Below are 26,646 nucleotides of genomic sequence, written 5' to 3'. Positions count from 1 at the left end.
ACATTAGCTGAATACTTTATTTCGTTGCCGAAACGGACGAATCCCTAGAGCAATCGAAGCCCCGATGCAACTAAATAGACACCCGATGATTAAAGGAAGAGACAGCGTCGATTCACCGATCAATACGGAGGCAACACCGCCGATTAGCGGGAATAGTGCCACCATATGGCCGCTCTTCGCACCACCGATCCGTTCGACGAGTTTCAAATAAAACAGCCACGCAAGAAACGATGCGATCACGGTTAAATACAGTAAAGCAGAAAGATAGGTGACGGTTGTCGGCAGCGTAAGGGTGTTCCTTGAAACCAGACGATGGCGCCCATCAGTAGACTCGCGACAGTAAATCCAATCGCGTTGGCATGGACCGGGTTGATTCGTTGCTTTGCGTTCCGCGCTGAACTGGCGTCACCTACTGACGTCAATAGCGTGCCGACCAATGCGATCAAGACCCCTTTCAAATCGGTCAGTCCATCGATGCTGCCTATACTCGGAACGATCAGGACACCGACGCCGATGATACCAAAACATCCGTCAATCCAAACGCGCGCATGTAGTGTCTCTTTTAAAAATAGACGCAGAGCAATCGGTGTCAGAATGACCTTGAGTGAGAAAATCAACGTCACGATGGCGGCAGAGCTTAACATCGTCGCGTAATAGAGACATAAGTAACTCAGAGCGAAGTTACAGAATCCGAATACGATGATGAAAGGCATGTCCGTCGCGGTAGTTTTGTTCGTTCGTTTAACAAATAACGCGAATAGGATGAAGAGAACAGCGGTCATTGCTAATCGATAGGTCAAGGATACTTCCAAAGCGACAGGCGTTCCTTGAATTTTGACGGCAATGAAATTCAGTCCCCAGACGATTAAACAAAATAGATACATGAAATATGTCATAGTAAATCCTCGTTTATGTATTTTTATTTCCAAATCTTTTCCTGTCTATCATCTTAACAAAAATGGAAGTGTAACAAACGATTTCAGTAAAAATCATCTGTCAGCATAAACAAAAAATCACTGACCATCATATGACAGCCAGTGATTGAATAGATGAAAGCGTCAATCATAATTTGATTTTGACGGTGTAGAGATAACCGGTAAATCCGCCATGTACATTCATAACGAAAGTGTTCTCAGTTTTTGGAACGATGTAGATGACGTCGATTTTTGAGTGTAAAGGAGCGAGATATCCTAAATTATCTGAATAGGCTTTTTTATTGTGATTGATCGTTTCTTCTGGCGTATAGCGTTTCTCTTGACCATCAATTAAGGGGAAAGTAGATGGTTTGTAGTCGATGTAAGAGTCAGCTGAATCTTCACCTTCTACTTGTAACTCAAGCGTGACAGAAACAGCTTGTTTGGATGATGGTAAATCAGGAAGTTGAACTCGTTTAGCAGAACTAACCTTGAACCCATGGTACTTCATTACATTAGGATCACCTGGGTAAGTTTGCTTTCCACCTTCATCCATCAATTTCTTGATGACATCTGTATTTGTTTTTTTCGACTGTTTCTTTTCTCCGGTCTTTGCGGTGGTTGATGTACCGTCAACAGCATTGACTTCAATTTTGACGGTCGTTGGTTTAGCGATGGCTTCGCTTGTCGCGAGAAGCACATACGTATTTTTATCACTTGGAACGCGGAACACAAGATCGACGCGAGAAACGGAAGGCGGGAAATAGCGATAGCCGTCCTTCCAAGCGTCTGGGTTCCGGTTCTCATAATCGACAGCTTCGTATACATTACCGCTTGTATCCTCTAACGTGAATAGATTTGGCTTATAAATACCATATCCGCCATCTGCGTCTTTATCCTTGTAGTTCTCAAGGATGACGGGAACGGTAACATATTGTTCATCAACAAGAGTTGGTAATTTCAACTCCTTTGGAGGTGATAGGAGAAGTTTATCAACATGGAAAATATTGCTTTTTGTTTTAGGATCTCCCGGATAGGTTTGAACGACTCCACGTTCCATTAGTTGATCGAGCTTGCTCGAATTGACTTTTTTCGTAGAGAACGCTTTCTTTTTCTTGTCTTTTACATCTGCCAATTTCGTTCCTGTCGTCTTGACCGTTGGTGCAGCTGTTTGTACCGGTTTCGTAGACGCAGGTCCTTCTTCTGTCGTAGCAAAGAAGAACAGGGAAGCGACACCAACGACAAGGGCACCACCAACTGCGGACAAGGCGAGTCGGAAGCGTCGTTCCGTCGCTTTCGTATTCGTTGCGACACTTCCAATCGCAGCATTTGGTGTAATGCTGACGGCGCGTTGAGCGGGTAAGAGGGCACCGAGAACTCCCGTGATGGCAGGAATCAACAACATAACACTCAAGAAACCGAGCTCACCTGTTGGGAACTGGTTATAGACGAAGCCGATCATCGCAAGGGCAATGAGCAAACCGATGATTCCAGCAAACAGTCCCGTCATCAATCCTTCACTTAAGACGAGCGTCCGGATTTGACCGTTCCGCCAGCCGGTTGCCTTCAAGACAGCGAGCTGACTCTTCCGCTCGTTGACGTTTTGCCACATGATCTCGGTCGTCGTCAGGATGGCGATGAGTAAAGCGACACCCATCGCAACATAGTGCATCGTGCCGACTTCAAGGGCAACGTATTCGCCGAGCCATGTCGCATATAAAACACCTTTCAGTCGGAAGGTGATGAATAGGAAGAAAATGAACAGACTCGTCGGCAAGGCGATCGCGATTGTCGAGAGGATCGTCCGTTGCCAATACGTTGCAAGTTGGTTGATGCTCATCCCAAGGACACTTTGTGCCCGGACGAAGCGACGACCTTTTGAGACTTCACCAGAACGCATACTTTCGAATGGTTGAATCCGGCGGATGAGCGTCATTGGGACGAGCGTACCGCCCCAGTAAATCAATAGACCAGCAAGTCCAATCAAGATGATTCGTGATAAGGCAATCGGATGATCCGTCGTCAGCCAGAACGAACCGAGGATCGTCCAAGAGATCAAGGCGACGAGTGTGCCGAGTAACGTTGCTTCTAGGAACAGAAGCTTCGAGAGCTGACGTGGACGCCAACCGAGCGACAGTAAGATCGCGAATTCCTTCTTGCGGGCATAGAGTAAGATGATGTTTGAACTAAAGACATAGACGAGTGCGACAGCGATGACACTAGCGATGATGCCGCTCATTCCGACTTTTGCTTCTTGGAAGATGGCCATCGATGAACCGAGTTTGATCCACGGTTGCTGGATCCAACCGAGTGCCGATTCACCTTTTAATCCAGGGAGGTATGTCAGCGCGAGCTGTGGCGAGGAGCCAAGCGTGACGTCGGTGATCAGACCGGTCTTGTCCTCGATCTCTTGAGCAACAGCTTTCAACTTTTTCTCACTCGTCGCGTTCATCGTCTCGACACCTTTGACGTTGACACGAATGGCAGAGATGGCTTTATCACCACGTAACTTAAAGGCGGCGTCAAGCGTCGTCAGCATCGATGGTGGTTTCGTCAAAAAGTCATACGGATCGTTCGTCGGTTTGACTTCTCGGACTGGATTGACCGGTTTTTCATTCTTGTCCATGACCCATTGGGCTTTCGCCGGGAAATAGGTCTCCATCGGCAGTTCCGTCAATGGGTCTTTCGAAATGTTCAATTTCTTCGGATCAAAGACACCAATGTAGTTCAAATGCATTTTCGGTACTTTATCAAGGTTACCCGTACCGTCACCGAAAATACGAGCTTTTCGATACATCGATCGTTTCGAAATCAGAACTTCTTTTGCAACCTCTTGAGGCGTTACTTGATAAGTAAATGGCCAACGTTTGGCAAAGGGGCTAGCAATCGTTTGATACTCGACGGACGATGGTTTTAGATACATCCAGTCAAAGCCACCATTTGCATTTTCCGGAACCTTATCTTCGAGAATGTTCTTAATAAGTTGCTTAGATGCTTGCTCTGTCGAAATATAGTATTCCTTCGTATCTTTAACAGGAAGCGTCTTGAGATAGGATTCGCCACCTTTTTTCATGATACTGCGCACCGTTTCAACCATTGAATCTTTGACGAGCGGAATATCGACTTTCTCGTAGCGATAGGTCCGCGATGCATTGACGTATTCCTGACTGTTCATGATCAATGGGATGTCCCAAACACCGTCACCATAATCGTTCACGACATCGTCCTTCGTGAAATAACGACTATGCGTAGCCTTTTTGGTTGCCTGATCGAGTCCGACGAGTTGTGCTTCTGCTTCCGGATCAATCCCGGCAAGCATCACTGCACTCCCGTAACCGTAGATGGGAAACTCGCCTAGTTCTTGCGGTGAAATATCTCGATTCAATCCGTCACTCTCAGGAGGGGACCATCCTGCTCCGGCAAAGAACGACATAGACTCTGTTTCTTTTTTTAGTCCAGTATCTTGCATATCTTTATATGAAATCTTATAAATGCCTGGTTCCTTGAAGTTGTAGGTGTCCTTCACAGCATCCGTATAATAGTTCCCGATCATCGCAATTGGTGCTGCGACCTCAACATCAGTAATCTGTTTGATCGTCTCGTACTGCTTGCGGGTGATCCCGCCGTCGAGTCCGCTCATATAGTTCGGCTCAAGCAGGTTCAAGTCTTCCGTCACACTCCGGCTGCCTTCCGGACGGACGACGATATCGTACGATGAGCCCCAGCGTTTTTGCAGTTCATCGACGACCGTTCCGTTGTTGGCTTGCGTCGTACCAATTAAATAACTTAGTCCGGTACTGACGATCAGGACGCCGACGAGGAGCAGAATGAACCGTTCCTTGTTGCGCCACCAGGAATTCCAGATAAATCTCAACATGTACTATCCCTCGCTTTCGTTTGATTTGAAGAAAATTGTGTAATGTGACCTCCTTATCATTTATGTACATATCCATATATTTCTTTTTATTTTTCCATTATATACAAATAAAAGTGAATTGACTAAAAAATCTGTTAATTCGATATGTTCGTTTTTAATCGATTAGAAAAAGCACCTCACGAAGGAGGTGCTACATAGGAGTGATGCTTTTAAGCATAGAGTGGGCTACATTTCCGCATGATGATTTCGTCGAACAAACGCCCTTCATAGGATACAGCATCAGGAATCGTTTCTACGATGTCAAAGCCAACTTTTTTATACGAAGCGATGGCTCGCTCATTATGCGAAAACACTTCAAGTTCAAGTTGATGAAGTCGAAGTTCCTCGAAACAAAACCGGATGATACACGCGATCGCTTCTGTCCCGTATCCTTGACCGGTCCAGGGGAGGGCACGCATCGAAATACGAAAGCCCGCTTGTTTCAACTCTGCCTCAATGTCTAAAATGGAACATTCACCAATCACTTCACCGGAATTCAAACAGATAGCGAAATCGAAGCGCGATGGATCAGCTTGAATCGAAAGAATGTGCTGCTCGATCTGTTCAATCGAAAACGTTGCTGTCGTACCAGTCAAATAACGTAATGTCTCATCCTGGGTTTGTTCGAATAAGACGTGTGCATCGGTCACGTCAATCGGACGGAGGAAAATTCGTTTTGCGGTCAGGTTCATGAATACCTTCCTTTCTCATGACGAAAGCTTGATTGTTTCGTCCGTTTCCGTCGTAAAATAATGCCGTTTCGTTCGATCCTGGACGATCCAAACGATCCATCCACCGATAAGCAGAAAGCTGACTGCAGCGACGGTATACGTCAAGCGAATTGAGGTCTCAGCATAGAAACCAATTAACGCCGTCAAGAGAATGACACCAGCTGACTGGACGACGTGGATGCTACTGAGAAATCGTCCCATCGTTTCGACCGGAATGTGCGTTTGAGCGAACGTCATGAAGCCGGTGTTCGCAAACGCAAGGGCGAACGTCAGCAAGAAAAAGCCGATTGCTGCCGTCAGGAACGATGTCGCTGTGGCAAAGATCACATAACCGATCGGTGTCATCAGTGCTCCGAATTGAATCAAGAAGCGGAGCGACAAGCGATGCGTGAAGGTCGCATTGACGGCGGAGCCACAGATGATGCCAATTCCAGCGATACTGACGAGAAATCCATACGTGCTTTCATCTAGCTGCAACACGATCGTCGCAAACGAGGCTTCGAGCGAATCAAGTCCGCTCATCAGGACGATCATCAGCGCATAGAAGGCGTAGACGAGCGTGACATAGCGCCGCGTCCGTGCAAACTGAAGCGTCTCTTTCCAGTCTGCAAGAATCAATTGGAGTGAGAAGGACGTCGCTGGAGTCGCTGCCTGGCGGACGTCAGGCAAGACGAATAGCAAGGCAGCAGAACACAACAGCGCTCCCGCATTCAGGATGATTGCTGTCTCCGGAGAACCGATCAAAAATAAAAATCCAGCAATCGACGGTCCGAGAATAAAGCCGGCTGATTGAATAAAGTTCTTCAACGCATTGAACCGTTGGCGACTCGTCTCCTGGACGAGCTTCGTCATGTAGATCAATGACGATGTCTCAAACAGTGTGTTGCCGATGTTCAGGATAAAGACGAGCGCATAGAGGACATACAACGAATCGATCAGTGTCAGTGAAAAGACGAGCCCGGCACGCGAGACGTCAAGCAACACGAGCAAGCGGCGCTGATTGATCCGATCGACGACACTACCGGACCAGAGGCTCGTCAACAGTGCGGAGATCGGCAACAGAATATAGAGAACGGAGACGGCGAACGCTGATCCCGTTCGTTCAAGGACAATTAAGTTCAAGGCGATGAAGTAGATCCAAGCACCGACGTTCGAAACACCGACACCAAGTAATAGCAACCCAGGGTATTTCCAATTCGACATATGACACACTCCTTTTTTATTGTGTTTTAAGCCAATAAAAAAATCCCACCTCCAAGACGTTGGTCTTGGGGACGAGACTGTACGTGTCGTGGTGCCACCCCTGTTCGCGAGACCGTCACCGGTATCGCCTTCATCGGTACGACCGTTTTCAAACGGCAAATACCTGAGCTCGATAACGGGAGCACCCGTCACGATATCCCCGATTCGGTTCCACCGTGCTGCTCAGAGGCTTGGTTCGGTCAATGGCTGATGCTCCTTCCCACCAATCGGAGCTCTCTAGGAAAAGCCGAAATGACGTACTGTTCTCTTCGACGCGTTTGATTCATGTGATTTGTCTCATCCTAGCATATACAGAATGAAACCGTAAAGATTTTTTATCATTTTTTTACAATTATTGAAAAAGGTGCATAGGTATCAAAATTTGAAAAATGATTATTGTGGTAAAAAATGTAACAGGTTGTATGATACATTGGAAGGGTCACGCGTTCGCTTTCAAGAAAGTCGTACGAAAGGAAGGAAATGAAACCTTTGATTTTTTTCATATCTCCACTCCTTGTTCTTACCGGAGCTGTCTTTTTCACGACGTTCCGTCCAGTCGAGCAAGCGATCTATTTCTTAATCTTATTTTTACTAACCTGTCTGTCAGCGATGACATTAGTGGAGCGTCTCGTCAAACGTCATGATGTGATCCGACGACTAAACACGATCCATCCACTTATCGGGATTGTATTGGGTACCCTCATGCTTGCCGTATTCATTGGTTGTATTTTGTGGCTAGCTCCATCACTTACGCAACCAAGTCTCGTTGGTCTTCTTGTCTCGTTCCTTTTCATGTATGGCGGGATGTTAGTCCTCGGTTTCATTGTCAGTTGTTTCTTCGAAGGCATTACGCGTCAACCGAAGGATCAATTGATTCGCCCAGTCTTTCTGTTCATCGGAACAGGATATCTCATCTTGACCGTCTTCGGAATCTTGCAACTGTATCGTCAAACCGGATGACAGCAAACCCCACTGAAGTCATGAGGCTACAGTGGGGTTATTGTATTCACTGCACTTTCAATAAGAATCCGAATTGTCCGTCTCCTTGTTTCCAGCGCGAATTTAATTCATACGCATAGAGACCGGGTTCTATTGGGGCGTTGAATTGATTTTTTTTCAAAGCGACGGGGGCCCCCTGTTTTTGATCGTTCCATTGCGATAATTTCACGCTTTTAAGATCACCGGATAATTCGATACGGACGGATGCTCCAGCAGAGACAGTAACTGGCGTTTTTCTCTTTGCTAGGTCAAGACCGTCACGGTATGTCTTATCGACACATTGACTGCGGAGTAAGCTATTCCAGCAATAAGACCCTTGGACGGTCGGAACATCCTTTCCGTTTGCCTTAACTTCAGGGTTCGGTGGCGCGCCACGGAACGGTTCGAAAACGATGACGCAAACGACGAGGATCAGTAGAACGGCTAACGTAAAAACACGTTTCATGAGGCACCTCCAGTTGGTTTGCTTTATTTTACCAAAAATAGAGCGAACCCGAGTGAAGAGGTTTTTAAGGAAAGACTATTATTTCTTACATTTTACGAGTACACTTGTCATCTTTTTTCAGAGAACAGTTGTAGTCGTTTGTTCAACAACTCCGCGACATAAATCGTTCCATCCGAACCGACCGCGATGTCGTGCGCAATCCGGAGTTGTCCCGCTTCTTTGCCCCATGTACCGAATCGTTTCTCGATCTTTCCTTGTTTGTTCAAGATGACGATTTGGCTTTGCGCGTTCTTTTTTTGTCCATTTAGATAGTTTCCACCATCGGCGACGTAGACTTTACCGTTCGCACCGACTTCGATCCCGTACGGTCGACCGAGTTCTTTTGACGACCACGTATTGATGTGTTTGCCATTTCGATCAAAGACTTGGATCCGGGCGTTGTCCCGGTCCGCCACATAGAGATTCATCTCATCGTCGCTACTGATTCCATGCGGCAGATTGAACTGTCCGTCTTGTTTGCCTAGTTCATTGACTTCCCATTTGACTTTTCCTTTTGGATCAAACATGATTATGCGACTATTCCGGTAGCCGTCAGATATGGCGAACGAGCCGTCCTTGAAAACGGTGACGTCTGTCGGACGAGCGAACGTCTTTTCATCTAGCTGAAGCGGGATGCTTGGCAAGACGTTTCGGATGCGCAGACCGACTTCCGTGAACGGACCATATGTGTTCCCGAACGTTTGCAAGACTTTGCCGGACGCATCGAGCTTGAAGACTTGGTTCAGGCTGATGTCGGTAATCCAGATATTGTTTTGGTCATCGACTTCAAGACCGTGCGGTGACTTGAATAGACCGGCGCCTAACCGCTTCTTCACCTGCATCGTTTTTCCGTCGAGCACGATCAATGTCGGTTCTGTGATGTAGGTGTCATCGCCGTATGAATTACTACCCCGGTGTAAATAGTAGACGTCACCGTTCGGAGCAACAGCGACACCGCTTGCTTCACCGGCAATCGAACGATCGCGCGTTTCTAGTGGCCAAGCGACCTGTCCGCGATACGTCGTATCTTTTGGGATGGATGGATGGATAGTTGTCTTTCATGACGGGGTCCGCGCCACCTCTCGACCAGGAAATACCTATTACCGTGATGGTTGCTAACGTCCCTATAAAGATCAATCGTTTTATCATGCATCGTTCCTCCAGATGTAAATTCGTCTCCATATTATATCTAGATATTAAACGAGGACGAATCGTTCTATAGGAGGAGACAGCGGGTTACGGTAGCAGGATATTAAAATCAGGATAGATGGGTAAAGAAGAGAGATATCATATGGAGTGAAGAAAGTGAGGCAAAAACATGAAGGCAGTCACCGTAACGGGGCATGGTGGGCTTGAGCAGCTCGCCTATATCGATCAAGAGACACCACAACCGAAACAAGGCGAGGTACTGATTGCAATCAAAGCTTGTGCCTTGAACAATACAGAAATCTGGATGCGAGAAGGCGCCTATGGTGCGGAGAGTGAATCCGGCTGGAAAGCAGAAGGTGTCAAGTTCCCCCGGATTCCCGGTTCAGACATTAGCGGACGGATTGTCGCGGTCGGAGACGGTGTCGCCGAGACGGAAATCGGACGCGACGTCGTCTTGTTCCCGTTCACGGCGAGTGGAGAAATCGCTGACGAACAGAGTGCCGAGGACTTATCGTTCATCGGTTCCGAGTACGACGGCGGATACGCGGAGTATGTCTGCTGGCCGCTCGCACTCTGTTACGACATGCCGCTTGCTTCCTATACGGACAGTGCGGTCTTCTCGGTCAGTGGATTGACGGCGTGGCACATGGTCGAACAACTTGACTTACAACAAGGACAGACGGTACTTGTAACAGGTGCCAGCGGTGGTGTCGGTTCACTCAACGTCCAGATTGCGAAACGGGTCTTCGGAGCCTGTGTCGTCGCACTCGTCGGTGACTTGAAGCTGACGGATCAATTGCAAGAACTCGGAGCGGACCTGGTCGTCTCCTACCGTGAGCAGGACTGGGATCAGCAGGTCATGCAAGAAGTCGGTCCGGTCGATGCGATTCTCGACGTCGTCGGCGATGCGGTGTTCAAACAAGGACTGGATCTGCTGAAGCGCGGCGGAACGTACTGTATTTCCGGATCGTCCGGGGGGCAGGTGACGTCGCTCGATTTTCGGACGCTTTATTTAAAACATATCCGCCTACAAGGATCCGTCCTTGGCAATCGCCATGACTATGAGAAATTACTGGAGGCCGTTCGGACGCAGACGATTCAGCCCGTCATCGACCGGACGTTCCCGCTCGCTGAAGCGCGAGAAGCCCAAGCGTACTTTAAACAAGCTGGTAAATTCGGCAAGGTTGTTCTGCTACCATAAGAGAAACCGAACAAAACGAGCTATCCTCTTCCTGTGATGGAAAGGATAGCTCGTTTTCGTATCGTTAACGATTTGGCAAGATGTAAAAAAGCGTGACGGTCGAGCTGACAGGCTCATCTTCCGTATAATCGATGAATTCCTCCTGTGATTCATGAATCGTATACCGGTTGCCCGGAAAGAGTTCCGTTACCCAGGTCGGAACGTGTGAAGCGAGAGGGAACGACTGAATCCGCTCAAGTGGGAATGGGGTTCCGTCCGGATTCGTCGTGTGGACATGTAGTGCGTCTTGTGAAGCATCCTCGAGGACAATCGTTATGTAAAGCTGATGTTCAATCTGTTTTTCCGCTAGTTTTTGTTGCATGTCCTGCATAGCGCTCAATGCAATCCGAAGATGTGCTTTACGAATACGCAGACTCGCGTTGCCATGTCCATAAAAGTCAGGATGCTCGTGCCAGTCGTTAAACCAAACGTCTGAATCAATATAGGAGGGAGAAGAAAAACTGTTGAATTCCAGTTCGAGATTTTTAAAATAACGGCGTTTGCCGCGGAATTTTTTCATGAGCAATGTACCTTTCGTTAAAGGGATTTTTTATTTTTCATAAGTGAAATAAGGCGAACACACTAAAAACGGGTAAATAAAAACCAATGACTTGAATGGTGTGACTCGTTTTTAAGTGACGAATGATTGCGCGGACGTTCCCGGTGTCGTAATCGCCACCGCCTTGCTGCCACCGTCTATAACAGCAGTGCGAATCAGAACATGACCTACGCGCTCGGTGCAGATATCTGTTTCTGTAAAACTGTAGTTTTATTTTGATCGCGACGTTGCTCGGTGTCAAATAGCTTCTACGGACGGATCAAAGTTTACAACGAATCGATTATTTCCTGATCTCTGACTTGAATCCACTTGATCCTGACCAACTAGAGAAATTGTTCAATGAACGTGCGCCGTGATGACGGAACTGAGGAGGAGAGAGCATGCTGGCGTTCTTTATTTTGATCCGAAATTTTTTTCATGTCATTCGTATCTTATTCAAGCAAGAAGAACAGAAGGCATTGATGATCATGGTCGGGGCACTTTTTTTGATTGGAACGGTCTTCTATCACAATGTCGAACAGTTCAGTATTCTGGACGCCTTTTATTTCTCCGTCATGACGCTCGCAACGGTCGGATATGGGGATCTTGTTCCCCAAACAGCGTTCGGTAAATTGTTTTCGATCGTTTACGTCATGCTTGGCGTAGGTGTTCTCAGTGCCGTCATCGTAAACGTCAATATGGCATTAAAACAATATCACCGGGAGAAGAAAAAGGAGCAGAAATAAAACCGGATCTGATGTACTTCTTGCAATGATCCGCGGAGCAATCGTTTAGTTCTAAATAGAGAAACTTCTAACGAAGCATGATGGAAATCCTCTGTCATTATCCGATAAATAAATTTATGACTTACTAAATTATTCGTTATTTGTCTTATAAATTGAATAAATCTATACTTTTTAAGAAGACCAAGCAAAAGGAGAAACCACATGATTGATTTTGAATGGTATCGCAGTTTCATTCACGTTTATCAACAACGTTCCGTCTCGGCAGCGGCAAGAATTCGTTTTTTGACGCAACCGGCGGTCAGCCAGCATATCGCGGCACTAGAAGCAGAACTAGAGACATACTTGTTCATCCGTGCGCCACGGCAAATGATTCCGACGGACGCGGGAACAGCCCTCTATACACAAGTCGTCGGATTGATTGATCGGCTCGAGGAATTATCGCTTGAGATGAAGTACGAAGCAGGGGAACAACCTCGTCCGGTCTTGAAATTCGGGGGACCTACGGAATTCGTCACGCATGGGATCGTGCCGAAGCTACCGCTCGATGTCGCACAGTTCACGGCAGTCTTTGATTTGACGGTTCCTCTTTTGCAACGCTTGCTTGCGAATGAGCTCGACTTCATCATCGCAACGAAGCGGATCGATGAGCCGGGCGTCCAGTACGTCCCGATTGCTGACGAACGCTTTCATTTGATCGCCCCGATTGGCTACGATGCTCCGGAAGCGGATCTAAAGGAATGGATGGACCGTCAGCGCTGGATTAGCTACGGACTTGAGCTGCCGATCATTCGTCGGTACTATCAGACGCAGTTCGGAGAACGACCTGGGATCCGTCCGGAAATGATCTTACCGAACGTCGATGCGATACTAAAAGCGATCGAAGCAGGACACGGGATTAGCGTTTTGCCCGATTATCTCGTCGAGGCAGCGGTCAGTGCTGGACGAGTACAGCGGATTGCGCCGGAACGATTCGCGACGAATCAGTTATATGTCGCCTATCGAACGGACTCGCGCCACAATCCGGTTTTGCAACAGGTGATTAAGGCGTTAGGTTGAATCGTATGAAAAAAGTCCAATCCACAAGCAAATGCTGAGAGGATTGGACTTTTTTTGTATGAATTACATATTACTTTGATACGTCATCTAAGAACGTCACGTTTCGATCAACGACGAGATTGGCACTGTCTGCTCGATAGGCTTGATAGTGCGGTGAGGCGACATGCTGATCGAAAGCGTCTTGATCACGCCATTGTTCATAAAAGTAGAAGACGTTCGGATTGTCGATGGCGCGATGTGTCTGATACGTCAGGCAGCCTGCCTCGGCACGCGAAGGCACGATCACACCTTCGATGATAGAAGCGAGCTGTTCGCCTTGATTCGGATGCGCTTCGATTCGGGCAATCAGTTGAATCATCGATAGAACCTCCTATGAAAAGAGATCCTTCATCCAAAGGATCCCTTGTTTCGATTAGTTGAGTGTAATTGATGACGGCTTTCGCGACCGCAATCGTGGACTGTGGATTTTGACCCGTGACGAGGTTTCCGTCGACTTGGACATTTTCCGTGAAGTTGTCAGCCGTGATGATGTTCGCACCAAGTTCACGAAGACGTGTCTCAAGCAAGAATGGCATGTAGACGTCAAGGCCTGTCGCGCGTTCTTCTTCATCCGTGAACGTTGCGATCGTCTTTCCAGCGACGAGTGGTGTTCCGTCTGAGAGTGTCGCACTGACGAGTCCAGCTGGTCCGTGGCAGACCGCAGCGACCGTCTTGTTCGCTTCAAACAATGTCCGAAGGGCGTTGTTCAAGGCATCACTTTGTGGCAAGTCGAACATCGTACCGTGTCCACCTGGCATGAAGATTGCATCGAATGCTGAGAAGTCTTGGATTGCTTTTAAATCAAGTGTCTCTTTCAAGAGTGGAGCTGTCGCTTGGATCTCAGCTGGGACTTCCTCTTCTAGGCTCCGTGCGTCGATTGGTGATTCGCCGCCGTTCGGGCTTGCGACCGTGACGGTATATCATGCGTTTTTGAATTCGATGTACGCTTCCGCGAACTCAGACAACCAAAGTCCTGTTGCGTGACCTTCCTTCATTTCTTTTGCGTTCGTGACGACCATTAAGATGTGTTTACTCATGATATGTTCCTCCTTATTCGTTTGCCGATTGGCTACGTGATTAGAATACGCCCAACTCTAACGAAAAACAAATTAATAAAAATAAGCTTATCGATAAATAAATTTATAGATAAAAATAACCAGATGATTAGCACCATCTGGTTGATTAAATTTCGGACGAGGGACGTAAAAGTGTCGTCCAATAATACATCCCCTGAAAGAGGATTAGAAGTAAGGTCAGGAGCATCACGAGTAGCAACAAGAGGGGAGGGAGAATGAAGAAACTTCCGATGAGTAGGCATGTCAGCAAGAGACGGAGTTGGAGAAAACGTCTCGTCATTCGAACAGACACGGTATCCTTTTGCCCAGTCAATCCGATACCACCGGTCGTCCAAATAAACAGCAGAGTCGCGCTGAAAAAGAGCAGAACAGCATCCGGATCAGTTGCGACATAACCTGAAAAAGCGCTACGGACGAGCAATAAAGATATCACGATACCAAGGTTCCACATGCCCCACCAATAGACGTGCCAGGCGGTCGGATGATACAGGCGGTAGATGACTTGATCGTAGTAGATCCAAAAACAGCAGACGAGATAGAGGAAGAGTAAGAACGGGAACAATAAACCTTCTCTTGCTGCCAGCAAGTCGATCACGCCAAGGACACCTTCTCCGAGGACAAGCATCGTAAAGAGGCCGAACCGCTCAGGCAAGTGATTGCGTGTCAACTCGGGAAGTTGTTCGTGAGCACGTAACGTCCACAGCGTCTGAAATAACTCAATGATTAAAGCAAGGAGTACGAGCGGTAAAAATGCAACCCAATAACTGAATGTGACGAGGAGCATCGCGGTGCCATGTCCGAGCAATAAAATACGGAAGGTTCTTTTTTGTGCCTCTTCCGTCATCTGGACAGTACCCCACATGAATAAGAGCCAAAGACGTGAGAGGATAAAGCTTAGGATTAACCAGCCGACATGTCCTTCGACGACATGGTGAACAGAGTAAGCGAACAAGCCAATCGGCATCATCAAGACGATCAAGAGTAGACGATGGCGGCTTGTATTTTCCTCGTAACGATCGGAATAGAACGTCGTACTGCGCCAGACGATCCAAGGCGCGATGAAAAATATTAAGAAGAGTAGAAGCGTCGACATGATGCCTTCGGATAGATGCGCTTCAACGAAATGAATTGCTTCGACGAGTGACGCGATGAAAACGAGATCAAAGAACAGTTCAATCCACGACGCCTGTCGGTGCCCAGTCGTCGTATGAATCGTTGGTCGTGACCATTCGTGCATGTTCAGCCCCCCTTACGCTTCAAGCAATTCGATGACACGCATTGCGACTTCCTTTCCCGATTCTTGCTGTTGCCCGGTGATGAGATGCCCATCGACGACTGAGAACGGTGTCCACGGGGAGGCGGAGACGAACACCGCACCAAGGCGCTTCGCTTCCTCCTCGATGCGAAACGGCATGACACGCATGCCTGCTGCTTGATCGGCTAAGTCTTCTTCCGCGTTGGTAAAGCCGGTCATGCGTTTGCCTTCAACGAAAGGTCTGTCCCCGTCTTGTAAATAAAGTAATAGACTCGTACCGTGACATAGTGCCGCTGATGGTTTTCCTGCACCATAAAAGGCGAGAAAGACTTCATGGAGTGAAGTGGCTTGTTCAAACGTAAACATCGGGGCTTGACCGCCAGCGACGAGAATGGCATCAAATCCGGTGAGGTCCAGATCATCGATGCGCGGTGTCGTTGACAGGCGTGTCAAAAATTCAGGATTGTCCCGATACGACAGCGAGAGTTGATCATGAGCCGAGTAACCGCTTGGATCAGTAGGATCACTGAGTGCATCCCAATCGACTTTACCACCATCTGGACTTGCAATCGTCACGTGATACCCGTGTTTTTGAAACGTTTCCAGCGGATGAGTCAACTCTGATAACCAAAACCCGACCGGCCATTGTGTTGTCGATGAGACGGTTAGATTCGAGACGACGAGTAAGATCGTTTTCATGAAAAAATCCTCCTGTTCGTGGTGTGATGGATGACTTAATGTCATCGTATCAAACACGTTCAGAAGGACAAGTACGCACATTAAGGTGAGTGGGGTGCTTTATACTGCATCCCCCATTGTTGTAAGGCACGTAGAATCGGCTCGAGGTCACGTCCCTGATCCGTCAGACCGTATTCGACGTGCGGTGGGTTTTCCTGAAAGTCATGACGGAAGATGAATCGTTCTTCTTCAAGCACCTTTAATGTATCCGATAAGACTTTATGGCTGATGCCGGGAACGAGACGTTTCAATTCACCATACCGACGATTTTTTAAGAACAGTTGCCATAAGACTAACACTTTCCACTTGCCCATCAAGACGTTCATGCTGAGCTGGACCGGACAGTCGAATTCACGCGTCTGATAGAGAAAACGTGCCATGTGAGACCTCACTTTCGGATGGGAACTTGAAGTGAATGTTCGATGAGAGATGCCGTTGCCAATGCTAATGCTTCATCGGATAAGGTGCGGACGCCGGACAAAATGTACGGGGGTAAAAACGTCATCCCCGTCAAATTCGCCATCGCTTGAAACGGTGTCGTCAATTGATCAAACGTGAAGCGATTTAAACCCGACGGCTGGTAAGCTTCCGCTGGACCGCCCGTTGAAAAAGCGAGTAACAGTTCCTTCCCATGCAATCGTGTACCAGCTTGACCATAAGCCCAGCCGTAAGCAAGTACCTCGTCTTGCCATAACTTGAGTAAAGCAGGGCTACTATACCAATAAAACGGAAACTGGAGTACGATCCGGTCATGCTCCATCAATAATTCCTGTTCCCGTTTTACATCAATCTTAAAATCAGGATAGGTGGTGTACAGATCATGGACCGTCACGTTTTCTTGCTGTTGAAACGCGTGCATCCACGTTCGATTGATACGAGAGTTTGTTAGATCCGGATGGGCGACGATAACGAGTGTCTTCATTGTTGTTCCTCCTTGTAAATACGTTCGATTGTTCGTTCTTGGCGCAGCTCATGTAAGGCTTGCGCAATATACTGTGGTGCAAAGTAGGTGTCTTCTTCGACGAAACCGGCAATCGTCAACGTTCCGACATGGATCGATTGTTCCTTCAACTCGTCATGCAAGCTATACGCGAGATTTCGAAGTGCCGCCTTACCGAGCGATAAAGAAGCGACGTCGGCAACAGGTGAGAGGGCAAGTCCACCACCTGTCAGCAGGATTGATGCGTCAGGTGATAAGTACGGGAGTGCCTCATTAACGCTGTTGAGTGCACCGATGACGTTAGTGTCGAAGTCGGCGCGTAGATCTTCTGCTTGTAACGTTGTCGGACGTCCTGGTGTGTTAGCTAGGGCGTTATAAAGCAGGACATCGATCGAGCCATGAATTCGTTTAATGACTTCAAATTGCGCCGCAAGCGAGACGGTAGTTCGTACATCCGCGACATGAGCGGTCGCATCGTATCCTTGATCTGTCAGGCGAGTGACGAGTGATTGAAGACGTTGTTCATCCCGCGCCATCAGTGCGACGCGATAGCCGTCCTGTGCGAAACGAAGTGCCGTATGATATCCGATTCCGGGACCGGCGCCAATGATTACTATGGTCTGTTGTGTAGTCATGAAAACACTCCTTAATAGTTGTATATACAAACGTTAGGGTAAAAAAACTCAAGCACGCTCAAGTTTTTCATTTGCTTCCCGAAGAGATTTACTCAGTTGCTTACTCTCGTCCTTGCCAAGAATCACCGCATAATCAGCGAATAACTGCTTCAACGATTGACGAAACGAGCTGTATACTTCTTCCCCCTCTGCCGTCAAGCGGACGTGAGATTGTTTCCCGCGTGACGTACGATGAATCCATCCGAGTGCTTCGAGTTTGTCTAAGAACCGTGTGCTTGTTGAGGGGGCGAGTGATAAGCGCTGACTTAATTCCTTTTGTGTGATGTCCGGATGGAAATGGACGACGAGCATCATGTAGTAATAAGAGGGTGCGAGCTCACCATCGATGGCTTGATCAGCCAATTTTGCGAGATTACGGGCAAAGCGGCTCGATGTGAAATAGAGACAGTAGGTCAATAAGTCTTCCTCTTCCTGATTCAATGACATGAAACATGCTCCTTCCATAACGTTTGTATATACAACTTAAAGCGATAAAAGCAGGATGTCAAGAGAGACATCCTGCTCAGGTAGTCGATTCACTTTAAGACAGGTTGGAACGTCGTACTCCGCGTAGCGACGATCACACTAGCAAGACTTGCGACTGTTCCAAAAACAGCGACGATGATCGTCGAGGATCCGTTCGGAATCAAGAAGCCGACGGGGATCAGTCCGACGAAGCTGAAGACGATCAAGGATTGATAGACGATATTGATGATCTTCAGGACAGGATGTTCGAAAAATGATAGGACGAGCGGTGGTAAGAATAAGAAGACAATTAGTCCAATCGCGAGGTAAACCGATAACGGCTCTTCAAACGAAATGGTGTTTCCAGTTGAGTGGCGTGCAGCGATAAGGGTAGCGACGATCGCGATGCATAAGGTCACACAAACGAACGTTAACCGTTTTAACATATGAACCCCTCCTTTTTATTCCGATTCCATAATAAACCATTTTTCAAATAGAAGACAATCTTTTTCCGGACGTCCAGTAGTGACGAATCGCTTCGATGATGACGTCAGGGCTATCCCAGTGTAATAGATGTCCTGTCTCCGGGACAAAATGGACCGTCGCTTGCGTCATCTCATGTAATCGGTTCGTCGCCTGCTGACGGATCGATGCTTGATCTGTCGGTAACGTAGCGACGTACAACTGAATATCCGTTGGTGGAACGTCCGGTAGAAAATCAAGAACATCCTCGTGGTGAAGTGCACGTACGATTGCAGCAGCCGTCTCTCCTCGGGCATGCCAGTGGAATCGTCCTTCCTCCATCCGAAGGAGATCGGCTCCGGCTTGATCAAGAGACGGGGAGCGACGGGCGTTTGGGGCATAAACGGCAATGTCCAAAAATTCGTCCCATGTCGAAACGGAATCCTCGAAGTCTTGTTTATAAAAAGCCACTTCTTCCTCTACGGAAAGACCGTAGAGCCGTTTACTGTGATAGCCGCCGTCAATCAGGATCGTGCCAAGCACACGGTCCGCATGTTCAATCAAATAATAAAGCGAGAGAACACTGCCCCACGAGTGCGACAAGGCATAGAACCGCTTGATATCAAGGATGTGTAAGACTTCGTCGATCCAGTCCGTAAAGGGTTTCATGCGATAGTGTAGGGGATCTGAGAAAGCTGGTGTTTTGCCGTGACCGGGTAAATCAATCGCAATCAGACGGAATTCGTCCGCGAGCGCTTCGGCGATTTCGATGAAGCTGAGACTCGTACTGCCGAGTCCATGGAAGCAGACGATCGTCGGAAGCTGTTCGTTTCCCCATTCCGTAATGTAGACGGATTGTTGCTGACAGGTGATCGTATAACGTTTCATTTGCCGTCTCTTTTTTTCTTTTACTGTACCATGAGGAGAATGTTGGGAATTGAAAAATAAGGAAACTTTTTTAAAAGAGTAACGTAGAGATAGAGGACACGTCAAAAGCGTAAAGGAGAATTATCATGGAAACCATCATCACGATACTCTTAACAGTCGCCATCTTATATGGACTCGGTGTCCTTGTCACGAAAGTAAAAGAACGCTTGCGTTAATCAAAAATATATCCGAAGGAGTCCGTCATGTTTCCAATCGTAAAACAAGAATTCACGAGCAGCTTCAAAAGCGTCAAAGCGATTTTGTTGATTCTTTTTCTGACAATCACGTCCGTCTTCACAGCATCGTATTTGACGAGGCATCCGGAACTGCTTGCTGGCGTTAATCAACCGTCGGCTTATACTTCAAGCATTAAGTTCTTCATCCTGTTCTTCGGATTTCTATTCGTGGCTGCGTTATCACACGACATCATCAATCGTGAAATCGAGACGCGGACGATTCGTTTACTGGTCACGAAGACGTCGCGTCTGCGAATCATTGTAGAGAAGTTTCTCGGATCGTTGTTGTTTTGGTGCGCGACGCTAACGATCAATTTCCTCATCGTCTCACTTTACGCACAGCAATGGTTCTGGATCGATTATCTGACGGTTCTGATCGTCATCCTATATATCACCAGTTTCAACATCTTTTTATCAACGATGATAGCGAAGCCTAGTTTGACGATGTTTCTCGGTATTTTTCTCGGGATCGTCGTACCGATCATCGGTCTCTGGTCAGCGTTCTCGGAAAAATGGTATCTAATACCGTTTCAATACATCTTGCCATACCACGCTGTCATCATGTCTGGGACGCTTCTACTGTTACCTGTTTTATGGAGTGGATTGTTTTTGACGATCTCCTATCTCACGTTAAAGCGAAAGGATTTGTAACATGAAAGCGATTGAAGTAAAAGGGTTGAAGAAATCGTTCGGTGCGAAGGAAGTCTTACGAGAGGTGAATTTGACGGTCGAACGAGGAGAAATCTTTGGTTTTTTAGGTCGTAATGGCGCTGGGAAATCGACGTTCATTCAAATTATGACCGGGATTACACAAGCGACAGGCGGAACTGTCGCACTTCTCGGTGAATCCGCTGATCGACTAGATGCCATCAAACAACGGATTGGGGTCATGCCGGATACATCAAATCTGTATCATGATATGACGGCACGTGCGTTTCTTAACTATATGGCAGGATTATCAGGAGTTCGCATCACGAAGCGAGAAATTGGACGATTGCTTGAACAAGTCGGATTAAGCGGAACGGAGCGACAAAAGATCGGGAGCTTCTCGTTCGGGATGAAGAAAAAGATCAGTATCGCACAAGCGCTCACCGGAAATCCGGAATTACTTTTTTTAGATGAACCGACGTCCGGTCTTGATCCAGAATCGGCGATTGATATCCAGCGATTGTTGCTTGCATTAAAAGCGGAAGGAAAAACGATCTTCTTAACCTCGCATAACTTGAATGAGATCGAAAAGATGTGTGATCGTGTCGCCATCATGGCGGAGGGAAGAATCGTCCGCTTCGGAACCGTTGCGTCCTTACAAGAATCAATGAGGCAGGAGATTCAAATCCGTATTCGGACTGTTCCGCGATTAGAACCATCGCATTTGCCAGCATATGTTCGACTTTTGTCGCAAACCGATGACTGTACACAGCTTGATTTATCGACGGAAGAGGATATTCCAGAGTTACTCGTCATGCTTGCGAAACAAGACGTCAAAGTCTACGAGGTGCAGATCGAACGTCAATCATTAGAAGAGATTTTCTTAGCGGTCTGACCGACTAGCCTCTGATTCTGTCTCCGGAACATCTTCGAGTAAAAGACGCCCCCCGTCATTCCACTGACCGTACATCTGATTCCGTTTCGTTTTTTCAATCAACGTCTGCAGACGTTTTTCATAGAGAACGGGATCCTTGCGTACACTTTGAATCGTATCGATCCGGATGCGTCGATAGAGCTCCGGGAAGTCATTAAACTGTTCATAAACGACCGGGTCTTCTTGTAGGCGCGCTTGGATCGTGTCATCAATGACGAACGCATCAGCACGCATGTCTGGTAGAGCCTGTCGTCCGGACGGTTGCATCAAGCCGAGGCGCTCTAAGCGACGGACTCGTTCCTTGTTCAGTTCGGTCCAGTTACTGTTTTTTCGACGCGGGGTGAATCGTTGCGCCAGTTCGCCGTTTTCGGTCTTCTTTGCAATTCCATCAATCCAGCCAAAGCAAAGTGCCTCTTCGACGGCATCGAGATAAAGTAAACCGTCCCCGATTTGTTTTCGACTGAGAATCACCCAACAAAAGGCCGCGTGATCTGCGTGTTTCGTCAACCACTGTCGAAAGCCATCGCGATCGGTAAAGCGTAAGACATTCGTGATTTCCACGTTCGTTCCTCCATTTCAGATAGCAGTGCCCCCTCATCGTCACGCAAGGGGGCACTTTTTTAACGCAATGGGTCATGATGAAAGACACAATTCCGACCACTCTTTTTCGCTTGATAGAGGGCAGCGTCTGCCTGCTGGATCGTCTGCAGAAAGTTATGAGTCTCAGACGGTTGATGAGTTTGGCGAGACACTCCGATCGATAACGTCACTTGCAGCGGTAACGTCGCTGATAACTCATACGTCCGTTTCGCACTGGCTTCACAGATTTGTTCCGCGAGTCGACGCGTCTCTGGCAACGAATGCTCCGGTAACAGCATCATGAACTCTTCTCCGCCGAATCGTCCGAGCACACAAGTTGGGGGACAATAGGATGCAAGCAAAGAGCTGATTTGCCGTAAAATATGATCACCGCGATCATGACCGTAAGTATCATTGACCTGTTTGAAATGATCGACATCGATGATCATGATCGAAAAGTCTATCTGTTGTGATTTATAACGTTGGACCGTCTCTTCTAAACGGCGTCGATTATCAAGCCCTGTCAACGTATCCGTCAAGGCGAGACGCCGATGCATCCGAACTTGATTGAAGTGCCAACGGACTTGATGCAAGATGCTATGCAGCAGGAAACCGGCGCAGCCATTTCCGACGAGAAAGATCGTCATCGCCGTCACGTCATTCGGTCGGACATGATGGACGTACGGTAAACAGAGAATGAGTGCAATCGTAAAGATGATTGGAAACGAGATGAATCGATCCGGAGCTTCATTTTGTAAGTATAAGACGACGATGCTGACGGTAAGATACGTACCAACAAGCCAATAGGCATGAGCGGAATCAAAAATGAACAGTTCAAGGGAAGCAAAGACGAGGGTCGTGATGAAGCCGCTACTGATGCCTCCATAGATGAAGGCGATGACAACCAAGGTGATCGATAAGTCGAATTGAAATCCTTCAAAGGTGATGGCATTGTGGATGACCCAGTAGCCGGCACCTGTCGCAAGAATCAGTACTAACAGATTTTTCTTCAGCCAGCTGTCGAACGTGTTTCGAAACTGAAATCGCTTAAAAAAGAACAGAGAGATGAGCACGAAGAAAAAGGTCAGAGCGACATTGAGGATAAGATGGTTCAGTGTATTCCACATGTTCGTGTTCCTCTCGAATGGGTTCTGAAAAATAACTAAAACAAACTGTTTAATAAAGTAAATATTTATTCTGTACAATCAACGATACCCTAAAGATGTATGAAAATATCTTGATTTCCGTATCTTTCAAAAAAATCAAATTTCTTATACAGAATCAATAATACTCGGAGATTTTCTCACGCGATGATTCGACGAGATAATCAAGTGAGACGAAATTACGAACGAATGCATACGAGCCGATTTCCTCGATCGATACTCCTAATCTCTCTGCCTGTTGATTGCGGACGTCTTCTGATGATTGCAGAATCTCGAACCCTGCCGCTTGCATCCGCTCCCCGTCGAATTCGAGGGTGACGACATCTCCATCCTGCCAATCACTCTTCAATTGATGAAAGTGCGTTTGATACACTTCGCTTGGAGGATCGACCTCAAAGGCGATCCAGCCTGTAGGTGCATCGATTTGGAATGTCGGTGACAACCCACCGCGCGTCACGATTGATTTCATGTGATGCCGGTGTGTCATGTGACGTAATAGCATGGTCAGACCACTCCTTTTTCTCTATTATTACGCGACTACGTCAGAATATCGAGAAAAATTTTTAAAAGTATTGGAAGAATCTTGGATTTATCTGGTATACTACATTTTCGGAAAGCGTTTGCACAAAAAGGGGGAGAATACATGCAACCATATGCCGTTAAAGCAACAGGACTGACGAAACACTATCAAATCCTTCAACGGGAACCGGGACTGCGCGGGGCGATCAAAGCACTCTTTCGCAGGACATACCGGACGAAAGAGGCGGTCAAAGCGATTGATTTGACGATTGAAGCTGGAGAACGGGTCGGCTACATCGGTTTCAACGGTGCCGGGAAATCGACGACGATCAAGATGCTCGCTGGAGTCTTACGTCCGGACGCGGGGAACGTCCGGGTGTTCGGACTTGATCCACACGCCAATCGCGTCAAGAACGCGTCACAAATCGGAGCCGTCTTCGGTCAGCGGACGCAACTGTTCTGGGACATTCCGGTCCAAGAATCGTTTGAGCTGTTGAAGGAAATCTATCAAGTGCCGACGTCAGAGTTTGCCGAGACACTCACGTGGTTTCGGGAGAAGCTTGATCTCGCACCGCTCCTAGACGTACCAGTCCGACAACTGTCGCTCGGACAAAAGATGCGCTGTGAATTAGCCGCAGCCTTTCTGCATCGACCAAAAGTTGTCTATCTCGACGAACCAACGATTGGACTTGATATCGAGATCAAGGAGACGATTCGTCATTTTATCCGCGAGATGAGTGATCGCTGGGGAACAACCGTCATCTTGACGACGCACGACATGCAGGACATCGAGGAAGTCTGTGACCGGGTGATCGTCCTCGACGACGGCAAAATCATCTATGACGATACGATCGATCAGTTAAAAGCATCATTCAGTCACGAGCGGACACTTCGAATTACGCTCGAAGAACCGGTATCGTTTGTTTTACCGACGGCGTTGATCAATCGTGTGATTGTGTTTGAGACGGATGAGCTGACGTACGAGCTCGCCTTTGACGACCGAGAACTGTCAAGCGGTCAAGTCATCAAGGAAATCGTTTCGTTGTACGCCATTCGAGACGTCTCCGTGTCCGCCCCGAAGATGGAGACGTTAATCCGCAAGCTCTATCAAGCGGGGATCAGCGCATGAAAATTCGTAAATATACCGCATTGATGCGGTCCCAAATCAAAGTCGATCTCGCCTACACAGCCTGGTACTGGGCAAGCATGTTCAGTGTGACGATGCGCTTGTTCATTCTCTATTTCTTCTGGCAAGCCGTGTATGCCAATAAGACCGATGTCTCCGGTATCTCACTGTCGACGATGCTGACGTATGCGGTGCTTGCGACGATGATCGATCAGTTCCGCGGGGGTGCCGGACGCGATCTTGCCCGAATGATCAAACAAGGGGCAATCGCAATCGAGTTACTGCGACCGTATCACTTGCTCGATAAGTTACTCGCTCAAGATATCGGCTCAAAAGTCTCGATCTTGTTCCGCTCGATCCTACCACTCGTCCTCGTCTCAATCTTGTTCATCGGGGTGGATCGACCACAGTCGTGGTTGGCAGGCATCGCCTTCGTCGGTAGTGTCCTTTGTGCCGTGTTGCTCGCGACATTGATTGATCTGCTCGTCGGCATCTTTGCGTTCTATACCGTTAACATTTGGGGACTATCCGTCCTACAGGACGCCGTCATCACGATCATGTCCGGTGCGATCGTCCCGTTGACGCTATTCCCGGACTGGTTTCAGACGATTAGTCTGTACTTACCATTCGCTTCACTCGTCTACGTCCCGGTCGCGATCTATACGGGAGAGATCGCAGCAAGCGGCATCCTGCAAGCGTTACTTGTTCAAATTGGTTGGATGATTGGATTCTTCGTCATCTTGCGAATCACGTTCGCGCTCGCGATCCGGAAAGTGACGGTGTTCGGTGGATGAAACGATACATAAAACTCTACTGGCTGTATGCCAAAAGTCATTTTAAGGTCATGATGGAATACCGGATCGATTTCCTGATCGGTGTCTTGTCGGTCTTTGGTCAACAGTTCGCCTCACTCTTTTTCCTATCGGTCGTCTTTCAGCATATCGAGACGCTAAACGGCTGGGACTTTTACGAGATCCTATTCATTTACGGGATTGCCTTTTTAGGACGAGCCTTACACCATATCTTCTTTGATAATTTGTGGACGATCGGCTGGCAGTACATCCGGACCGGGAATCTGGATCGGTTGTTGATGCGCCCGGTCAATCCGTTGTTTCAAATCATCGCCGAGCGCGTCCAACAAGACGGGTTCGGTCAACTGTTGATTGGTGGTGGGGTGCTCTATGTTGCTTCCGATCACCTCGACATGATCTGGAGCTTCGGTGATGTTTTGATGTTGATCGTACTTGTTCTTTCGAGCGGTTTGCTCTATATCGCGATCAACCTGTTTTTCGCGACGTTCTCGTTCTGGATGGTCGACAGTTTACCGGTCGTCTCAGCAGTCTTCAGTTTGAGTGATTTCGCTCGTTACCCGATGACGATCTATTCGAAGGTCTTGATGTTCATCTTGACCTACATCATCCCATTCGGCTTTACTGCCTTTTATCCGGCGATGTATTTCTTTGGCGGAAGAGGGTATGGAGCTATGGCGATCGCGACACCACTCGTCGCAATCATTGCCTGTTTAATCGCCTATCGGTTCTGGTTGTTCGGACTGAAGGCATTTGCGAGTACCGGCTCATGATGAATGAAAGCCTTGGAGCATGCATGAAGTGCTTCAAGGTTTTTTTGACGTGTCATCGTGCCTGAGGGTTGATACAAAAACACAAAGCGGTGCAATGCTGTTCGACATTAACTGCGTAATGCAAATCGTGGCAACCTAAAAATAATCTTAAAATAAGAGAGAATAACGCATTGCCTTAATTCCTAAAAAAGGAAATTCCGAGTATCTCGATTTTGTATAATTAAAGCAAACACTGTATCAAATACGAATTCTAACTAAAAAGAGGTGT

Annotated in this window: 27 protein-coding genes, 2 pseudogenes and 1 other annotated feature; of the genes and pseudogenes, 9 read left to right on the top strand and 20 right to left on the bottom strand. The window is 47.6% G+C overall.

The window, feature by feature from the left end; genetic code table 11:
- Window positions 1–3 precede the first annotated feature (3 nt).
- The 4 genes and pseudogenes from ACHWTJ_RS09340 to ACHWTJ_RS09325 form a co-directional block, all read right to left on the bottom strand.
- Window positions 4–896: pseudogene (locus ACHWTJ_RS09340) on the bottom strand (DMT family transporter).
- Between the two features lie 166 nt (window positions 897–1,062).
- Window positions 1,063–4,791: an ABC transporter permease gene (locus ACHWTJ_RS09335; RefSeq protein ID WP_394679531.1), complete on the bottom strand. Its 3,729-nt coding sequence runs from the start codon at window positions 4,789–4,791 to the stop codon at window positions 1,063–1,065.
- Window positions 4,792–5,000: 209 nt separating this feature from the next.
- A complete protein-coding gene (locus ACHWTJ_RS09330; RefSeq protein ID WP_394679530.1) occupies window positions 5,001–5,522 on the bottom strand; it encodes a GNAT family N-acetyltransferase in 522 nt (173 codons plus the stop codon).
- A gap of 15 nt (window positions 5,523–5,537) precedes the next feature.
- The gene (locus ACHWTJ_RS09325; RefSeq protein WP_394679529.1) at window positions 5,538–6,764 is read right to left on the bottom strand and encodes an MFS transporter; all 1,227 of its coding nucleotides are present in this window, start codon (window positions 6,762–6,764) and stop codon (window positions 5,538–5,540) included.
- 64 nt (window positions 6,765–6,828) lie between these two features.
- Window positions 6,829–7,085: a binding site (T-box leader), on the bottom strand.
- A gap of 198 nt (window positions 7,086–7,283) precedes the next feature.
- Here ACHWTJ_RS09325 and ACHWTJ_RS09320 point away from each other — a divergent pair.
- Window positions 7,284–7,763, top strand: a complete 480-nt coding sequence (locus tag ACHWTJ_RS09320; protein WP_394679528.1) for a hypothetical protein — start codon at window positions 7,284–7,286, stop codon at window positions 7,761–7,763.
- A gap of 46 nt (window positions 7,764–7,809) precedes the next feature.
- On the opposite strand, the gene ACHWTJ_RS09315 is transcribed toward ACHWTJ_RS09320, so the two are convergent.
- Window positions 7,810–8,247, bottom strand: coding sequence for a hypothetical protein (locus ACHWTJ_RS09315; protein ID WP_394679527.1), 438 nt, complete (start codon window positions 8,245–8,247; stop codon window positions 7,810–7,812).
- Window positions 8,248–8,354: 107 nt separating this feature from the next.
- On the bottom strand, window positions 8,355–9,122 hold the full coding sequence (locus tag ACHWTJ_RS09310) for a peptidyl-alpha-hydroxyglycine alpha-amidating lyase family protein (RefSeq protein ID WP_394679526.1): 768 nt from the start codon (window positions 9,120–9,122) through the stop codon (window positions 8,355–8,357).
- Window positions 9,123–9,604: 482 nt separating this feature from the next.
- Here ACHWTJ_RS09310 and ACHWTJ_RS09305 point away from each other — a divergent pair, with 482 nt between their 5' ends.
- Complete coding sequence (locus tag ACHWTJ_RS09305) at window positions 9,605–10,636, top strand: zinc-binding dehydrogenase (RefSeq protein WP_394679525.1); 1,032 nt, start codon at window positions 9,605–9,607, stop codon at window positions 10,634–10,636.
- Between the two features lie 64 nt (window positions 10,637–10,700).
- On the opposite strand, the gene ACHWTJ_RS09300 is transcribed toward ACHWTJ_RS09305, so the two are convergent.
- The gene (locus ACHWTJ_RS09300; protein WP_294746665.1) at window positions 10,701–11,195 is read right to left on the bottom strand and encodes a hypothetical protein; all 495 of its coding nucleotides are present in this window, start codon (window positions 11,193–11,195) and stop codon (window positions 10,701–10,703) included.
- A gap of 419 nt (window positions 11,196–11,614) precedes the next feature.
- On the opposite strand from ACHWTJ_RS09300, the gene ACHWTJ_RS09295 reads away from it, so the two are divergent.
- Window positions 11,615–11,959 carry a potassium channel family protein gene (locus ACHWTJ_RS09295; RefSeq protein WP_058713507.1) on the top strand — a complete coding sequence of 115 codons (345 nt, stop codon included), beginning with the start codon at window positions 11,615–11,617 and terminating at the stop codon, window positions 11,957–11,959.
- A gap of 201 nt (window positions 11,960–12,160) precedes the next feature.
- Window positions 12,161–13,015, top strand: coding sequence for a LysR family transcriptional regulator (locus tag ACHWTJ_RS09290; RefSeq protein WP_294746663.1), 855 nt, complete (start codon window positions 12,161–12,163; stop codon window positions 13,013–13,015).
- A gap of 70 nt (window positions 13,016–13,085) precedes the next feature.
- Here ACHWTJ_RS09290 and ACHWTJ_RS09285 read toward each other — a convergent pair whose 3' ends face one another.
- The 10 genes and pseudogenes from ACHWTJ_RS09285 to ACHWTJ_RS09240 all read right to left on the bottom strand — a co-directional run bounded on the left by ACHWTJ_RS09285 (window position 13,086) and on the right by ACHWTJ_RS09240 (window position 19,552).
- Window positions 13,086–13,373 carry a putative quinol monooxygenase gene (locus tag ACHWTJ_RS09285; RefSeq protein ID WP_294746661.1) on the bottom strand — a complete coding sequence of 96 codons (288 nt, stop codon included), beginning with the start codon at window positions 13,371–13,373 and terminating at the stop codon, window positions 13,086–13,088.
- Between the two features lie 70 nt (window positions 13,374–13,443).
- Window positions 13,444–14,091, bottom strand: a pseudogene (locus ACHWTJ_RS09280) (type 1 glutamine amidotransferase domain-containing protein); the annotation flags it as partial.
- A gap of 145 nt (window positions 14,092–14,236) precedes the next feature.
- Entirely contained in the window at window positions 14,237–15,367 is a 1,131-nt protein-coding gene (locus tag ACHWTJ_RS09275; protein WP_294749476.1) for a low temperature requirement protein A, read from the bottom strand.
- A gap of 12 nt (window positions 15,368–15,379) precedes the next feature.
- A complete protein-coding gene (locus ACHWTJ_RS09270) occupies window positions 15,380–16,084 on the bottom strand; it encodes a type 1 glutamine amidotransferase domain-containing protein (RefSeq protein ID WP_294749478.1) in 705 nt (234 codons plus the stop codon).
- 80 nt (window positions 16,085–16,164) lie between these two features.
- Entirely contained in the window at window positions 16,165–16,503 is a 339-nt protein-coding gene (locus ACHWTJ_RS09265; protein WP_294749480.1) for a helix-turn-helix domain-containing protein, read from the bottom strand.
- Window positions 16,504–16,511: 8 nt separating this feature from the next.
- Window positions 16,512–17,045 (bottom strand): NAD(P)H-dependent oxidoreductase, encoded by a 534-nt coding sequence (locus ACHWTJ_RS09260; protein WP_394679524.1) that lies wholly within the window; start codon window positions 17,043–17,045, stop codon window positions 16,512–16,514.
- A complete protein-coding gene (locus tag ACHWTJ_RS09255) occupies window positions 17,042–17,698 on the bottom strand; it encodes an SDR family NAD(P)-dependent oxidoreductase (RefSeq protein WP_394679523.1) in 657 nt (218 codons plus the stop codon). Before ACHWTJ_RS09255 ends, ACHWTJ_RS09260 begins: the two co-directional genes overlap by 4 nt.
- A 48-nt stretch (window positions 17,699–17,746) precedes the next feature.
- A complete protein-coding gene (locus ACHWTJ_RS09250; protein WP_394679522.1) occupies window positions 17,747–18,184 on the bottom strand; it encodes a MarR family winged helix-turn-helix transcriptional regulator in 438 nt (145 codons plus the stop codon).
- Between the two features lie 89 nt (window positions 18,185–18,273).
- The gene (locus ACHWTJ_RS09245; protein ID WP_394679521.1) at window positions 18,274–18,648 is read right to left on the bottom strand and encodes a hypothetical protein; all 375 of its coding nucleotides are present in this window, start codon (window positions 18,646–18,648) and stop codon (window positions 18,274–18,276) included.
- A gap of 43 nt (window positions 18,649–18,691) precedes the next feature.
- Window positions 18,692–19,552, bottom strand: a complete 861-nt coding sequence (locus ACHWTJ_RS09240; RefSeq protein ID WP_394679520.1) for an alpha/beta fold hydrolase — start codon at window positions 19,550–19,552, stop codon at window positions 18,692–18,694.
- A gap of 242 nt (window positions 19,553–19,794) precedes the next feature.
- On the opposite strand from ACHWTJ_RS09240, the gene ACHWTJ_RS09235 reads away from it, so the two are divergent.
- Both ACHWTJ_RS09235 and ACHWTJ_RS09230 read left to right on the top strand, forming a co-directional pair.
- Window positions 19,795–20,478, top strand: a complete 684-nt coding sequence (locus ACHWTJ_RS09235) for an ABC transporter permease (RefSeq protein WP_394679519.1) — start codon at window positions 19,795–19,797, stop codon at window positions 20,476–20,478.
- A gap of 1 nt (window position 20,479) precedes the next feature.
- Window positions 20,480–21,370: an ATP-binding cassette domain-containing protein gene (locus ACHWTJ_RS09230; RefSeq protein WP_394679518.1), complete on the top strand. Its 891-nt coding sequence runs from the start codon at window positions 20,480–20,482 to the stop codon at window positions 21,368–21,370.
- Here ACHWTJ_RS09230 and ACHWTJ_RS09225 read toward each other — a convergent pair.
- The 3 genes from ACHWTJ_RS09225 to ACHWTJ_RS09215 form a co-directional block, all read right to left on the bottom strand.
- On the bottom strand, window positions 21,359–21,970 hold the full coding sequence (locus tag ACHWTJ_RS09225; RefSeq protein ID WP_394679517.1) for a YdeI family protein: 612 nt from the start codon (window positions 21,968–21,970) through the stop codon (window positions 21,359–21,361). The two genes, ACHWTJ_RS09230 and ACHWTJ_RS09225, sit on opposite strands and share 12 nt — an antisense overlap.
- A 59-nt stretch (window positions 21,971–22,029) precedes the next feature.
- Window positions 22,030–23,115, bottom strand: coding sequence for a GGDEF domain-containing protein (locus ACHWTJ_RS09220; protein ID WP_294741743.1), 1,086 nt, complete (start codon window positions 23,113–23,115; stop codon window positions 22,030–22,032).
- A gap of 154 nt (window positions 23,116–23,269) precedes the next feature.
- The gene (locus ACHWTJ_RS09215; RefSeq protein WP_394679516.1) at window positions 23,270–23,653 is read right to left on the bottom strand and encodes a hypothetical protein; all 384 of its coding nucleotides are present in this window, start codon (window positions 23,651–23,653) and stop codon (window positions 23,270–23,272) included.
- A gap of 141 nt (window positions 23,654–23,794) precedes the next feature.
- On the opposite strand from ACHWTJ_RS09215, the gene ACHWTJ_RS09210 reads away from it, so the two are divergent.
- Genes ACHWTJ_RS09210 through ACHWTJ_RS09200 form a run of 3 tightly spaced genes read left to right on the top strand, consistent with a single transcriptional unit; the run spans window position 23,795 to window position 26,378 of the window.
- Window positions 23,795–24,799 (top strand): ATP-binding cassette domain-containing protein, encoded by a 1,005-nt coding sequence (locus ACHWTJ_RS09210; RefSeq protein ID WP_394679515.1) that lies wholly within the window; start codon window positions 23,795–23,797, stop codon window positions 24,797–24,799.
- Window positions 24,796–25,590, top strand: coding sequence for an ABC transporter permease (locus ACHWTJ_RS09205; RefSeq protein WP_394679514.1), 795 nt, complete (start codon window positions 24,796–24,798; stop codon window positions 25,588–25,590). The genes ACHWTJ_RS09210 and ACHWTJ_RS09205 overlap by 4 nt, the downstream gene beginning before the upstream one ends.
- The gene (locus ACHWTJ_RS09200; protein WP_394679513.1) at window positions 25,587–26,378 is read left to right on the top strand and encodes an ABC transporter permease; all 792 of its coding nucleotides are present in this window, start codon (window positions 25,587–25,589) and stop codon (window positions 26,376–26,378) included. The genes ACHWTJ_RS09205 and ACHWTJ_RS09200 overlap by 4 nt, the downstream gene beginning before the upstream one ends.
- The last annotated feature ends 268 nt before the right edge of the window (window positions 26,379–26,646 follow it).

Origin of the sequence: uncultured Exiguobacterium sp. (assembly GCF_964277885.1) — a bacterium.
GTDB lineage: Bacteria > Bacillota > Bacilli > Exiguobacteriales > Exiguobacteriaceae > Exiguobacterium_A.
This window is presented reverse-complemented; position numbering and strand designations above follow the sequence as displayed.

Coding starts and splice junctions, on each gene's coding strand:
- ACHWTJ_RS09240 (WP_394679520.1), bottom strand. CDS start 19,552: ATGAAACGTTATACGATCACCTGTCAGCAACAATCCGTCTACATTACG.
- ACHWTJ_RS09330 (WP_394679530.1), bottom strand. CDS start 5,522: ATGAACCTGACCGCAAAACGAATTTTCCTCCGTCCGATTGACGTGACC.
- ACHWTJ_RS09335 (WP_394679531.1), bottom strand. CDS start 4,791: ATGTTGAGATTTATCTGGAATTCCTGGTGGCGCAACAAGGAACGGTTC.
- ACHWTJ_RS09205 (WP_394679514.1), top strand. CDS start 24,796: ATGAAAATTCGTAAATATACCGCATTGATGCGGTCCCAAATCAAAGTC.
- ACHWTJ_RS09215 (WP_394679516.1), bottom strand. CDS start 23,653: ATGCTATTACGTCACATGACACACCGGCATCACATGAAATCAATCGTG.
- ACHWTJ_RS09260 (WP_394679524.1), bottom strand. CDS start 17,045: ATGAAGACACTCGTTATCGTCGCCCATCCGGATCTAACAAACTCTCGT.
- ACHWTJ_RS09235 (WP_394679519.1), top strand. CDS start 19,795: ATGTTTCCAATCGTAAAACAAGAATTCACGAGCAGCTTCAAAAGCGTC.
- ACHWTJ_RS09255 (WP_394679523.1), bottom strand. CDS start 17,698: ATGACTACACAACAGACCATAGTAATCATTGGCGCCGGTCCCGGAATC.
- ACHWTJ_RS09325 (WP_394679529.1), bottom strand. CDS start 6,764: ATGTCGAATTGGAAATACCCTGGGTTGCTATTACTTGGTGTCGGTGTT.
- ACHWTJ_RS09200 (WP_394679513.1), top strand. CDS start 25,587: ATGAAACGATACATAAAACTCTACTGGCTGTATGCCAAAAGTCATTTT.
- ACHWTJ_RS09285 (WP_294746661.1), bottom strand. CDS start 13,373: ATGATTCAACTGATTGCCCGAATCGAAGCGCATCCGAATCAAGGCGAA.
- ACHWTJ_RS09295 (WP_058713507.1), top strand. CDS start 11,615: ATGCTGGCGTTCTTTATTTTGATCCGAAATTTTTTTCATGTCATTCGT.
- ACHWTJ_RS09265 (WP_294749480.1), bottom strand. CDS start 16,503: ATGGCACGTTTTCTCTATCAGACGCGTGAATTCGACTGTCCGGTCCAG.
- ACHWTJ_RS09250 (WP_394679522.1), bottom strand. CDS start 18,184: ATGTCATTGAATCAGGAAGAGGAAGACTTATTGACCTACTGTCTCTAT.
- ACHWTJ_RS09245 (WP_394679521.1), bottom strand. CDS start 18,648: ATGTTAAAACGGTTAACGTTCGTTTGTGTGACCTTATGCATCGCGATC.
- ACHWTJ_RS09305 (WP_394679525.1), top strand. CDS start 9,605: ATGAAGGCAGTCACCGTAACGGGGCATGGTGGGCTTGAGCAGCTCGCC.
- ACHWTJ_RS09315 (WP_394679527.1), bottom strand. CDS start 8,247: ATGAAACGTGTTTTTACGTTAGCCGTTCTACTGATCCTCGTCGTTTGC.
- ACHWTJ_RS09275 (WP_294749476.1), bottom strand. CDS start 15,367: ATGCACGAATGGTCACGACCAACGATTCATACGACGACTGGGCACCGA.
- ACHWTJ_RS09230 (WP_394679518.1), top strand. CDS start 20,480: ATGAAAGCGATTGAAGTAAAAGGGTTGAAGAAATCGTTCGGTGCGAAG.
- ACHWTJ_RS09220 (WP_294741743.1), bottom strand. CDS start 23,115: ATGTGGAATACACTGAACCATCTTATCCTCAATGTCGCTCTGACCTTT.
- ACHWTJ_RS09210 (WP_394679515.1), top strand. CDS start 23,795: ATGCAACCATATGCCGTTAAAGCAACAGGACTGACGAAACACTATCAA.
- ACHWTJ_RS09290 (WP_294746663.1), top strand. CDS start 12,161: ATGATTGATTTTGAATGGTATCGCAGTTTCATTCACGTTTATCAACAA.
- ACHWTJ_RS09300 (WP_294746665.1), bottom strand. CDS start 11,195: ATGAAAAAATTCCGCGGCAAACGCCGTTATTTTAAAAATCTCGAACTG.
- ACHWTJ_RS09320 (WP_394679528.1), top strand. CDS start 7,284: ATGAAACCTTTGATTTTTTTCATATCTCCACTCCTTGTTCTTACCGGA.
- ACHWTJ_RS09270 (WP_294749478.1), bottom strand. CDS start 16,084: ATGAAAACGATCTTACTCGTCGTCTCGAATCTAACCGTCTCATCGACA.